This is a genomic window from Mediterraneibacter faecis, assembly GCF_055383675.1.
The window spans coordinates 1,656,433-1,669,495 of record NZ_AP043803.1 but is presented as its reverse complement, the minus strand read 5'-3'; the positions used below and the strand labels follow the sequence as shown (position 1 = coordinate 1,669,495).

Below are 13,063 nucleotides of genomic sequence, written 5' to 3'. Positions count from 1 at the left end.
CTTTCCAGCCAAAACTGATTACTCAGCTACTGGATAGATAGAAACCTGTTTCTTATCTCTTCCTTTTCTTTCAAATCTTACTACACCGTCTACAAGTGCAAACAGAGTGTCATCTCCACCGCGTCCTACGTTAAGTCCTGGATGGATCTTTGTTCCACGCTGTCTGTAAAGAATGTTACCAGCTTTTACAAACTGTCCGTCTGCTCTTTTAGCGCCCAGTCTCTTTGCCTCGGAGTCACGACCGTTCTTTGTAGAACCAACTCCTTTTTTATGAGCGAAAAACTGAAGATTCATTTTCATCATGGTAATTACACCTCCTTGAAAATTATGTCGATATATTTCTCGTAGTCATTGCTGTCTTCTATCTCTTCCAGACCAAGAATCATGGAATCCAGCAATAATGTGGCATCATGTGATGGTGTTCCGTCAAAACGGAACTCAATACTTCCGGTATCTTCATCCGAAACGCAGCTTGTCTCATCATCTGTAAAACGCTCAATTGAATTCAGCGCATTGATCACGAGAGCGGATACTCCGGCACAGACAATGTCTTCACCGGCCTCTGCATATCCCGCATGACCTTCCATATCAAACCCAACATATTCCTGCCGTTCGGTCTTATAAATGGTTACCTTAATCATCAGAAACAGATTAAGCGTTGATCTTTTCGATCTTTACTTCTGTGTACTGCTGTCTGTGACCGTTTTTCTTATGGTATCCAGATTTTCTCTTATACTTGTAAACGATAACTTTCTTAGCTTTACCGTCACCGATTACAGAAGCTGTAACTGTTGCACCTTCAACTGTTGGGTTACCAACAACCATCTTGTCGTTGTTAACTGCAAGTACCTGGTCAAATGTATAAGTCTCACCAGCTTCTACCCCAAGTTTCTCTACTCTAATGATATCGCCTTCAGCTACTTTGTACTGTTTACCACCTGTTGCTATAATCGCGTACATATGGCACCTCCTATTATCATTACTCGCCAACTATGGTGTCTGAAATCAGAACTTAAATACCTCGTTGTGCGGCATACTCATATATATTAACTTGCAAATTTAGATTTGTCAATAGGGTTCATCTAATTTTTTTATTTTTTCATAACAGTATTCAATAATACTTTTTCTTGTTATGATTCCAATGAATTTCTTCTGGTCATCCACAACCGGAACAAAATTCTGATTCATCGCTTTCTGAAGAAGATCCTCCATGTCAGCATCTGCCGATACAGCCTCATAATCTGCTTTTCGTGGGAAGTCCTGGATAAAAATTGTCTCTGCCTCTTTCAGGTTCAGATTCGTATACTTCTTGATTCCCCAGAGGATATCTCCTTCTGTCATTGTTCCGACATATTCCCCTGCCTTATTCAGCATTGGAATAGATGCATATTTATGAAATTCCATTGTTTCCAAAACCTGACGTAATGTGCTGTAATCATAAATAAAAGCAACCTCACTCTTCGGTTTCAGAAAAAATAAGATATTCATCTCTTTTCAGCCTTTCTTGGTTTTAAATCTGTGTCAGTACGAAAATCTCATACAATGCTTTGATCGCATTTTTAAAATCATCATGACGTACACCAACGATGATATTAAGCTCACTGGATCCCTGGTCGATCATCTTGACATTAATGTGTGCGTGAGCAAGTGCAGAGAAGATTCTTCCTGCTGTTCCTCTTGTAGACTTCATTCCACGACCTACGATCGCGATCAGTGCAAGATCAGACTCAAGCTCAATGTGATCCGGATCTACCGCTTTGTGAATTCCTGCAAGAATCTGCTGTTCTTTCTCTTCAAACTTATCTTTGTGGACAAAGATTGTCATTGTATCGATTCCAGATGGCATGTGCTCAATAGAAACACCATTGTCTTCAAATACCTGAAGTACTTTACGACAGAAACCAACTTCGGAGTTCATCATCGCTTTTTCAATTGTGATCGCAGCAAATCCGTCTGTTCCGGCAATACCTGTAATAGTATATTTCGGCTGACAACATGTTGCTTCTACGATAAGTGTTCCTTTGTCTGCCGGTGCATTTGTATTACGGATATTGATCGGGATTCCTGCTCTTCTTACCGGGAAGATCGCATCTTCATGAAGGACACTTGCGCCCATGTAAGAAAGCTCACGAAGCTCTTTATATGTAATTGTCTCAATTGATTTTGATCCTTTTACGATTCTTGGATCTGCAATCAGGAATCCTGATACATCCGTCCAGTTCTCATAAAGATCTGCATTGACTGCACGAGCTACAAGAGAACCTGTGATATCAGAACCACCTCTTGAAAATGTAACTACACGTCCTTCCTCTGTTGCTCCGTAGAATCCCGGGATAACAGCATTCTTAGCCTTTTCAAGTCGTGCAGACATAATTTCATTTGTGATCTCGGACTGGAAATCTCCATTCTCATCAAAACGAACAACCTCTGCTGCATCAATAAATTCAAATCCAAGATATGCAGCCATAATCTTACCATTCAGGAATTCTCCTCTGGATGCTGCATAATTGCTTCCTGCTTTTTCAGAAAAGTTCTTGCGGATCACTTCAAAATCCTCATCCAGGGAGAACTTTAAACCAAGTCCATCAATAATTTCCTGATATCTATCTTTAATTGCTGCAAGCTTCTCTGTGAAATCTTCACCATTCTCAGCAGCCGCATAGCAGCCATAGAGCATATCTGTTACCTTTGTATCAGCTGAAAAACGCTTTCCCGGAGCAGATGGTACAACATATCTTCTTGATTCTTCTGCACGGATAATATTTCCAACTTTTTTAAACTGTTCTGCGCTCGCAAGAGAACTTCCGCCGAACTTTACTACTTTCTTCATTCTTGCTATTCCTCCAATGTAATTCTGCGTTGCTGTTTCAAGTTTCCCGTGAACAGTAACAATACTGCTTTCTGCATTATCGGTTCATTATTATACAGTGTTCCACAGTTCTTGTAAACTTTTAAATAAGAAAACTTATAGGAATTTCTTATAAGCATTAATAATAATCAATTAAAACGTGATCTCTCCATATTCCGCCCGTGCAGCCTTTTTCAGATCATCCGGTTTCAATTTGATCTGCATTCCAATCTTCCCGCCACTTACATAAATGTATTCCTGATGCTGTGCACTGGAATCGATCACAGTCGGAAATTGCTTCTTCATTCCGATTGCCGTACAGCCACCACGCACATAACCGGTCACCGCAGTAATATCCTTCACATGGAGCATTTCTACTGATTTTTCCCCAACTGACTTCGCAGCCTTTTTCAGATCAAGCTCCGCCGCAATCGGAATAACAAACACATAATGCCCGCCTGTTTTTCCAACCGTCACAAGCGTCTTATATACCTGTTCGTGCGGAAGACCGATTTTATCTGCTGTTGTGATTCCATCGACAAATTCATCACATTCATAGGTTTCATATTCATATGGGATCTTGTTCCTGTCCAAGATTCTCATTGCATTTGTTTTCAGTTCTTTCTTACTCATTATATTAGCATCTCCTCTGTTGTCTCTGCCTGCAAATGCATCTGCTATTCTATCTCTCTTACTGCTTCATGCAGCGGCTTACGCACTTTCTTTCTCGTCACCTCAGCAAGTCCAAGTGCCGTAATATCAACTAATGTTGTCTGGATCGGATCTTTCGCAAGAAAATATCGGAATTCTTTTAATAAAGTTTCCTCATTCTTTTCCTCGTCCTGATTTATAAAATCAATCAGAATGATTCCAGACAGATTACGAAGACGTATCTGTCTGGCTGTTTCCTTCGCTGCCTCCAGATTCATCTTCAATGTAGACTCATCATCACCCTTTTTACGGACGTTTTTCCCGGAATTTACGTCTATCACGGTAAGCGCCTCTGTTAGCTGGATCACCAGATATCCTCCATGTTTCAGCCAGACTCTTTCTGCTAAGGCATGTTCAACCGCTGTTTCTGTACTATAAATCTTTCCAAGTGGATAACCACTGTCATCATGGAAATGAACCAGTTCCAGATTCTCCGGCATTTCTTTCTTGAAATAGCCGCAAATCTTTTCATATATTTCTGCATCATTCACAAGAATTTCTTCCATGCCATCCATATAGACATTTTTCAGATCTGTAATATAGGACGGTGGAGCAGATTTCAGGCATGAGAAACACACTCTGGAAGCAGCATATTTTAAAAGATGTTCATATTCCGCTTTCAGCTGTTCAATCTCTGTAAGGACATCTTCGAATGCAGCATCTTTTGCATTTGTTCTGATAATAAGACCATACTGGTCATTCTGATATTCCTGAAGGCGCTCCTTATAGGCTTCCCTGTCTTTTTTTGAAATTTTAGAAGATACACCTATTCTTGTATTACCATGCGTCAAAACGGCATATCTGCCTGTCAGACTGATATTACCGGTCACTGTCGGAACCTTTGTCTTTACAGCTTCCCTGCTGATCTGAACTACCAGTTCATCACCGATGCAAAGTGGCTTCTTCCCAATCTTATGCGTAAAAAATGCATTCTGTGCATCTCTTAAATCAAAATAACAATTAACGCCAGGTTCGATCTCAAGAAAAGCTGCCCCTATATTCTGTACGATATTCTGCACTTTGGCGACATATATATCGCCAATCTGATGCACCTTTTCCTGTTCGTCGGACTTTGCACAGTGAATCTCAGCAATCTGATCCTCTTCCAGAAAAAAGGTCCACACATGATTTTCTTTTTTCTCTATCAAAACTTTTCGTTTCATCTGTTTCTTCTCATTCCTCATCGCCTGTCATATCAACACCCATTGCCTCTAATGGAATCAGGGATCCATCTTCACTGCGATCTGTATACATTTCCAGTCTGTGATGCTGGAATTTCACGCTGTCCGGTTCAATTCCAAGGAACTGACAAAATGCTTCCATTACAAGATCCGGTTTCAGATTCTCTACACTTCCTGCTGCCACTTTCAGGTAAACAGAATCGCCTCGTAGTTCCCATGCATAGATCAATGGTTTAATGTCAACTTCCTTCTCGCTTCGTTTTGTCTGCTTTACGATCCTGATCTCCAACTGTTCCATAAATTCTGAAAATTGTTCTTTCCAGCCCTCCGGAAATGCTCCCTTTCTCACAGATGTCAGATAATCTGCTCCTGCAAGGATTGTCATTCCGGTCATCTTCTTCTCCTCAGCAATTCTACGGATGCTTACGATCTCGATCCCCTCGATCTGACAGGCTTCGTTCATCCTTCTGACTGCATCTGCACTGTTGACTGCTTCTGTTAATTCAATATCAAAATATTCTCCGTCACTTGTCAGTCCGATTCCAAGCGGGTTAGCAAATGACATGATCATATGCGGACTATATCCTCCTGAAAATGCAATCGGAATATCCGCGCGACGCATCACTTTCTGGAAGAAACGCATCACATCAAGATGTCCGATGAATCGGAGAGAACCATATTTTCTAAATTTAATTCTTGCCTTCATAACAGACACCTCCTCCAAATTTCGCTGCGCCACATCCGGAACACTGCATACGGCAGTTCGGAGTTACTTTTTCTTCCATCGCACGATCCCATTCTCTGCGCAGAAACTTTCTTGTCACACCGATATCGATGAAATCCCATGGGAACAATTCATCTTCTCCACGCTCACGCAGATTGTAAAAATCAATATCAACACCCGTGTTCTCAAATGCCTGCATCCAAAGTTCATTGTGGAAACTCTCTGTCCAGGAATCGAACAAACATCCCAAACGATATGCCTCCTCGATCGCCTTGCTGATCTTACGGTCACCTCTGGCCATAATACCTTCCAGAACCGTAACTTCCGCATCATGCCAGTTATATTTCAGACTCTTACGGTTTAACTGTTCTTTAAATTCATCATTCACTAGATGTGCACGTCTCATATATTCTTCCGCCTTGCACATCGGAGCCCACTGGAACGGTGTGAACGGCTTCGGTACAAAGAAAGAAGAACTTGCCGTGATCTGACATTTTCCATGTCTCTGATCTTTTGGAATCTCATAATATCTGCGGGCAACCTTTTCTGCCAGATGCGCGATTTCCTTCATATCTTCCTCAGTCTCAGTCGGAAGTCCAAGCATAAAGTAAAGTTTTACCTTCGTCCAGCCACCTTCGAAAGCCTCGCCTGCTCCGTTTAAGATCACTTCTTCTGTCAGACCTTTATTGATCACGTCACGCATTCTCTGTGATCCGGCCTCCGGTGCAAATGTCAGACTGCTCTTGCGGATATCCTGAACCTTACTCATTACATCAAGAGAGAAGGCATCGATTCGAAGAGACGGAAGAGAAATATTAATTCCCTTATTCTTAAACTCATCGATCAGATATGTTACCAATTCTTTTAATTCAGAATAATCACTGGAACTTAATGAACTAAGAGAAATCTCTTCATGACCGGTATTCTGCAGCATATCATGCGCATACTGTTTCAATCGCTCAACATTTCTTTCTCTGACCGGACGGTAAAGCATTCCTGCCTGGCAGAAACGACAACCACGGATACATCCTCTCTGGATCTCAAGAACAACTCTGTCCTGTGTTACTTTGATAAAAGGAACAACCGGTTTCATCGGATACGGTGCATCTGTTACATCCATAACGATCTGCTTCTTAACTACAGCTGGTGCATATTCATTATTCGGTGTAAATGATTTCAAAGTGCCGTCTTCATTATATTCTGCATCATAAAAAATCGGAATATACAGACCCTCGATCTGCGCTGCACGTTCTAAGAACTCCCGGCGGCTCTTTCCTGAACCTTTCCATTCCTTATAAGCGTCAAGCAGCTCATCATAAGCTGTTTCTCCTTCTCCGATATAAAAGATATCAAAGAACTCTGCAATCGGCTCCGGATTGTATGTGCACGGACCACCACCAATCACAAATGGATCGTCTAAAGTTCTGTCCTTTGCATGCAGTGGTATCTGACTCAGATCAAGGATCTGCAGAATGTTCGTATAACACATCTCAAACTGAATTGTGATTCCGAGGAAATCAAAATCCTTGATCGGATCCTGGGACTCCAGTGCAAAAAGCGGAATCTGCTGTTCTCTCATCACTTTATCCAGATCATGCCATGGAGAGTAAACTCTCTCACACCACACATCCTCTCTGTGGTTGAACATATCGTAAAGAATCTGAATCCCCAAATGAGACATACCGATCTCATAGACATCCGGGAAACACATCGCAAAGCGCACATCGATGTCTTCCACGTTCTTCATTACCGCATTCACCTCTCCGCCGATATAACGGGCAGGTTTTTCAATTTCTAATAAAATATCATCATCTAATGCTAGTTTTCTCATGGATTTCTCCTTGTATTTTGTACTTATGCATTTATATTACAAAATTGTAAATGCTACTTTTAACATCATATCTTTTGACGATAAAAAAAGCAACCTATTTTCTCTTTTTATGTAATTGTTAACTTGCTAAGCTTGTTACAGTCATATCTTTCAGACATGTACTCCGGTAGTCACTCGGTGATATTTTATATCTTTCTTTAAATACTCGGTTAAATGTTCTCTGACTTTCAAATCCACTATCCAGACAAATTTTTGTAATAGAATCACTCGTATTTTCCAAACGCTGGCATGCATAGTTCAGCCTTACATCGTTAAGATATTGATTAAAGTTTCTATGGAATGTTTTGGAAAAGAGTCTGGATAAAACATATTTGCTCACCCCCAGATCTTTTGCCATCTCTTCCAGCGAAAATTTCTTCTTAAAATTTGCTGATATATAGGAAACTGTCTGGTAAATAAGATCGTTGCTCCCCACATTACTCTTTTCTACCAAATTTAATTTTCCTATGCAGCGTGCCAACACAATTTGAAGATATGCCTGTGCAACAGTAATATCCGACTGTTCTGTCTCTAAAATTGCATTTATAACCCGATATACCTCCGATTCAACCTTTTCCGCTTTGATGATTGGGTATTCAGGAGCCATGGATTGCATGTTATCTGCAAATTTGGCTATCGTAAATGGCGATGCAATCAGATAAGTCGCTTTATTTACACCGGGTGTCAGTACCTGATAGTGATGAATAACATCTGGAAATACAAAGCCTATATCTCCTTTTTCCATATGGTATAGTTCCTGTCCGACACCAAGTTCTAATGCTCCACTTGTTACACAAACGATCTCCAGTGCATTATGAAGATGTGGTTCAATATGTTTTGACTTCCTATTTATTGCTATGATCTCCTCTTTTGTGTCAACATATTTTAATTGCATGAAATACTCCCCTTTGCAACGTTTGTCTATATATAGAAAAAAGCACTGTCTCATCGAGCAATGACTAGACAACGCTTTCTCCTGTCAATTCTAATTTATGTCTGATGCATCTGTTACTTCATCTGTAACAATTCCTTTTTCTGCTTTCAGTTTTTTATTTGCATCTTCTACATTCATTTTTGAAAGTACAAACATAATCAATACATCAAAGATTAACGGAAGCCAAAGATACATAAACTGCATCATATCGAGTGCAGACTGCGGCTGAGTTGCATTTGTTCCGATATATCCACTGAACTCAAGCAGCCATCCAACAACAGCGGTTCCAATACCTCCACCGATTTTTACGCCAAGAGAAGTACAAGAGTACATCGTTCCGTCAATTCTCTTTCCCTGTGTAAGATAAGTGTACTCAGAGCAGGATGCGATAACTGCATTCATATCTCCCTGCCATGGTCCCTGACCTAAGGCTGCAAGAGCTGTAAATGCCATCATCAGCGGAACACTGCCCATATATCCTGCAACAACAACAAGTGCTCTACCGATGACTGCTAAGACATAACCTCTTAAGTTCAGTTTGTACATACCTTTCCACTTACCAACTAATGTCGGTGTGAAAATCAGGGCAATGATCAGTGGAATATTTACTGCCCATGCAAATTGTCCAAACAAATTCTTATTTTTCAGTACCCATGTCATGTAATAAATGCCAGCTCCAATCATGGCACCATATAACTGCTGTAAAATATATGTTCCACAAATCATCATGTAATATTTGTTTTTAACAAGAAGCTTGAATGCCTGTACCATTCCGTACTTTTCATTATCATCCTTTACTTCTCCTTCGTTAAGTTCTTCCTCAGGAAGTTCCTTAACAGAAAGTGCTGAAATCGTATTTACGGCAAGACCAATGATTGCATAGATAATAGCAACCGTTCTCCATGCTGCAGCATCTCCACCACATTTATCTACAAATCCAACTGTAATTGCCTGAATCAGAAGACTTGTTGAAAACGCAAAAATAAAACGGTAAGATCCCATCTGCACACGCTCTTTGCTGTTCTTTGTAATCAGTGACGTAAGTGCTGAATAAGCAATATTGTTTGCTGTATAAAACACACCATTTAACAGTGTGTAAGAGATAAAGAACCATGCATATTTAGCCGTTGTTCCCAAGCTGACTGGTACTGCAAAACAGCAGATCAGCGTAATGGCACAACCAATATATCCATATAGCATCCAGGGTTTCGCTTTTCCCATTTTACTGTGTGTTTTGTCAATCATTGATCCAAAAAATATATCCGTAAAACCATCAAATAGTTTTGATACGGCAATCAGGGTACCTACGACACCTGCAGCAAGTCCTACTGAGTCCGTCAGATAGACCATCATAAAAGATGTCAGAAACGCATAGACTACATTACCTGCAATATCACCTAATCCGTATCCAATTTTGTTATACCATTTCAAATACTTTTTTTCTTCCATCGAATTTCTTTGCTCCTCATCTTCATCGCACTTAGAATCTCAATATGGCTAACCGTATGATATCTAATTCTGTTTTTTTCTCTGATTTTGTCTGATTGCTCTGTATGTCCGGACTTTACATTACAATCAGACTCTCTTTCCTTGTTTACAGGTTACATGAAACTTTATTATCCCTTTACATACGGTATCAGTGTAAACTGAAACCGGAATAATACATCATCAAATCGGTACTGCTCCAATACAACTGGACCACAACTGTTAGAGCCAATGCCATTTAGTGCATAGTCAACACAAAATACTACACTATCTGATTCTGTCAGTTCATAATTATGCGTTTTCTCCTCAAGTTCTTCTTGCGTATAATAAGAAGCATTGAATGAGAAGGCATTTTCCGCAGAGACCACAATTCCATATCGGCTGTTGTTAAGCTCTACATATTCACAATCATAATGGCTTCCATTTTCCTGTGGGCGAATATAATCCTCATGCAAATCATCTACATTTGCCTGATACAAACCGTGGCTCGCAGCCTGATGTTTGTCACAATAGCTTTCCTGTGGTCCCATTCCAAAGTATCGTGCAGCTGAAAGTTTTTTATCCAGGAACATCCTCACACCAAATCTCGGAAGATCCGGGAATTCATCGTCTTTTGTTACTGCAATATCTGCATCAATCTTTCCAGCAGCTTCTATTTTCCATGTAATCGTCACATCAAGTATCTTCTGTACTGTCTCTGCCACAACGGAAGCATGGCTTATAATCTTCACACCATGTTTTCCCTGCGCAACCTCTGTCGTATAGGCTCTTGTGTAAGCCTTATCATAGTGGGCTTTCTTCCATTCAGACTTGATGTACATATCGTTATCTGTTGGAGCTCTCCAAATATTTAATTCCATCGGATGGTTCAAGTATTCCCGCCCTGCGAATTTCATCTCTGTAAAGAGTGCAGTACGTTTGTCTATGGTATAAGCAAATTCACGCCCCTTGATATGAATCTGCTTATCATTTTCATTTACCTGTAATTCAGAGTCCACTACTGTTTTTGGTATCCATTTCTCTGCAAGTTTACATTTTGTATCCTCTTTACTTACCTCAATTTCATCAAATCCAAGAATATGGTCTTCATCCAACAGTGGCAATTCTTTTTTCAGATGGTAAATAAGTTTTAAATAGCATTTCCCATTCTCTGGAACATTGATCTTCAGGTTTGTTTTTCCTTCCCCGTGTGGTGCCACAGAAAACTCCGGAAGTATGCCTTTGCTGATCACAAGACCATCCTGTGTCAGCTCATAACTAATCTTCACATAATCTTTCAAGTCATCAAAATCCATGTAGTTATGAAGCACCAGTTCTCCGCTTTCTTTGTTATAGGAAATAACTCTTGCCGGGCGATAAACATTCTTGTATTCCAAAAGTCCTGTATGTACCGTTCTGTCCGGATATACTAATCCATCCATACAGAAGTTGCCATCATGAATTTCTTCGCCATGGTCGCCCCCATAAGCATATATAGTCTTTCCATTCTCAGCAGTTCCATGAGCAATCGCATGGTCACACCATTCCCAGACAAAGCCGCCGCACATTTTATCATTATCCTGAATCATCTGGAAGTAATCTTCAAAATCTCCAGGTCCGTTTCCCATGCTGTGACAGTACTCTACCAAAAGGAAGGATTTACTTCCATCTTTATCCAGATATTCCTGAATTTCGGAAAGCGCTGGGTACATCCGGCTGTACACATCCAGATTGCTGTAATCATATGTTTCATCATAATTACGATATCTTGCACTCTCATATTGTGTGATACGGTCTGGATCAAAATTCTTTGTCCATTCCAGTGCTTTTTCAAAGTTGCAGCCATAAGCACTCTCATTTCCCATTGACCACATAACAATACAGAAACGGTTTTTGTCACGTTCCACCATGAGTTTTACTCGATCAACGATTGCCTCTTCCCATACCGGATCATCTGCAATCTTCTCATTCCATCGTTTGAACCGATTGTAATCGGTGTCTTCTTTTCTGTAGATCATAAATGGACCATGAGCTTCAATATCTGCTTCATCTATTACCATGAATCCATACTTGTCACACATTTCATAGAAAAATGGTGCGTTCGGATAGTGGCTGGAACGGATCGCATTAAAATTATGCTGCTTCATTAACGTAAGATCGGTTGTAATCTGTTCCAGATTGATTGTAAATCCAGTAACCGGATCAGAATCATGTCGATTGACACCACGGAATTTAATCTTCTGTCCATTTAAATAAATAACCTGGTCTTTAATCTCTATCTTTCTTAATGCAATGTGATCTACAATTACTTCATTCTCTGTTTCAAGAATCAGTTTATATAGATATGGATTTTCTGTATTCCAAAGTTCCGGACTTGCGATTTCTAATACAGCTGTTCCTTCTTCAGCAATACTTCCTAGTGCTACAACTGCTCCGTTTCTATCTTCAATCGAAATTTTTACATTTAACGGAGAGTAGAATTTCATTTCAATTTCTACTTTCGCAAGCATATCCTCAATTCTTGTTTTAATATGATAATCACTGATTGCCTGTTTTGGGCGTTTCAAAATGTACACATCCCGAAAAATACCACTCATACGGAATTTGTCCTGATCTTCCAAATAGGAACCATCACACCACTTCATGACCAGAACCGCTATGCTGTTCTCTCCGTCCCGAAGGAGGTCGGTGATATCAAACTCACTGGTCATATGAGAAACCTGGCTATACCCTACATAAGAGCCATTGATCCATACATAAAAGCAACTGTCTACTCCTTCAAAATTCAAGAAAGCTTTTGGTGCATTTTCATCTTTGTGATAAACAAAGGTATGTGCATATGTTCCACATGGAATATCCTGTGGTACATACGGTGGATCAAATGGGAACGGATACCTGATGTTTGTATACTGATGTGTGTCATATCCTGCCATCTGCCATACACTCGGAACCTGAATCTTATCAAAATTTTCTGTATCATAATCTTTCTCAAAGAAGGGTTCCTGAACATCATAGATACTGTTAAAATACTGGAACTTCCAAGTTCCGTTCAATAACTGCATTCGGTCTGATTCTTCCCTGTGCTCCACCAAGTTATCCATTCTTTTGGATGCCGGAATAAAATAGGCTCTGGCTGGCATTGTATTTTCATGCAGTACACTTAAATCCTCATAATAACGTGGTACAATCATAAATAACTCTCCTTTAATACATATACATTTTTTTGCACTTTGTTTTTCCACAGCAAACCTTGTCTTTTACTTTTATGTTTACGCTTCTCTGTTTTGCTATATATATATCTTATCCTAATCTGCAAAACATGTCTATGAAT

General features: G+C 40.0%; 12 protein-coding genes. All 12 read right to left on the bottom strand.

Features of this window, described 5'->3' with window-relative positions; genetic code table 11:
• Nucleotides 1–18: 18 nt before the first annotated feature.
• Complete coding sequence (rpmA, locus tag ACZ47Z_RS07880; protein WP_015529219.1) at nt 19–303, bottom strand: 50S ribosomal protein L27; 285 nt, start codon at nt 301–303, stop codon at nt 19–21.
• Nucleotides 304–308: 5 nt separating this feature from the next.
• Nucleotides 309–641, bottom strand: a complete 333-nt coding sequence (locus ACZ47Z_RS07875; protein ID WP_020435993.1) for a ribosomal-processing cysteine protease Prp — start codon at nt 639–641, stop codon at nt 309–311.
• A gap of 10 nt (nt 642–651) precedes the next feature.
• Nucleotides 652–960, bottom strand: a complete 309-nt coding sequence (rplU, locus tag ACZ47Z_RS07870; RefSeq protein ID WP_015529217.1) for a 50S ribosomal protein L21 — start codon at nt 958–960, stop codon at nt 652–654.
• A gap of 108 nt (nt 961–1,068) precedes the next feature.
• The gene (locus tag ACZ47Z_RS07865) at nt 1,069–1,488 is read right to left on the bottom strand and encodes a CBS domain-containing protein (RefSeq protein WP_015529216.1); all 420 of its coding nucleotides are present in this window, start codon (nt 1,486–1,488) and stop codon (nt 1,069–1,071) included.
• A gap of 22 nt (nt 1,489–1,510) precedes the next feature.
• Nucleotides 1,511–2,830: an aspartate kinase gene (locus ACZ47Z_RS07860; protein ID WP_054751201.1), complete on the bottom strand. Its 1,320-nt coding sequence runs from the start codon at nt 2,828–2,830 to the stop codon at nt 1,511–1,513.
• A gap of 171 nt (nt 2,831–3,001) precedes the next feature.
• Complete coding sequence (ybaK, locus tag ACZ47Z_RS07855; protein ID WP_015529191.1) at nt 3,002–3,481, bottom strand: Cys-tRNA(Pro) deacylase; 480 nt, start codon at nt 3,479–3,481, stop codon at nt 3,002–3,004.
• A gap of 44 nt (nt 3,482–3,525) precedes the next feature.
• The gene (locus ACZ47Z_RS07850; RefSeq protein ID WP_464525429.1) at nt 3,526–4,722 is read right to left on the bottom strand and encodes a ribonuclease E/G; all 1,197 of its coding nucleotides are present in this window, start codon (nt 4,720–4,722) and stop codon (nt 3,526–3,528) included.
• 10 nt (nt 4,723–4,732) lie between these two features.
• Nucleotides 4,733–5,446: a TIGR03936 family radical SAM-associated protein gene (locus tag ACZ47Z_RS07845; protein ID WP_054751200.1), complete on the bottom strand. Its 714-nt coding sequence runs from the start codon at nt 5,444–5,446 to the stop codon at nt 4,733–4,735.
• Nucleotides 5,430–7,295, bottom strand: a complete 1,866-nt coding sequence (locus tag ACZ47Z_RS07840; protein ID WP_054751199.1) for a TIGR03960 family B12-binding radical SAM protein — start codon at nt 7,293–7,295, stop codon at nt 5,430–5,432. Before ACZ47Z_RS07840 ends, ACZ47Z_RS07845 begins: the two co-directional genes overlap by 17 nt.
• A gap of 118 nt (nt 7,296–7,413) precedes the next feature.
• Entirely contained in the window at nt 7,414–8,229 is an 816-nt protein-coding gene (locus ACZ47Z_RS07835; RefSeq protein ID WP_055172544.1) for a helix-turn-helix domain-containing protein, read from the bottom strand.
• A gap of 90 nt (nt 8,230–8,319) precedes the next feature.
• Nucleotides 8,320–9,717 carry an MFS transporter gene (locus ACZ47Z_RS07830; protein WP_464525428.1) on the bottom strand — a complete coding sequence of 466 codons (1,398 nt, stop codon included), beginning with the start codon at nt 9,715–9,717 and terminating at the stop codon, nt 8,320–8,322.
• Between the two features lie 167 nt (nt 9,718–9,884).
• Entirely contained in the window at nt 9,885–12,923 is a 3,039-nt protein-coding gene (locus tag ACZ47Z_RS07825; protein WP_054751198.1) for a glycoside hydrolase family 2 TIM barrel-domain containing protein, read from the bottom strand.
• Between the last annotated feature and the right edge of the window lie 140 nt (nt 12,924–13,063).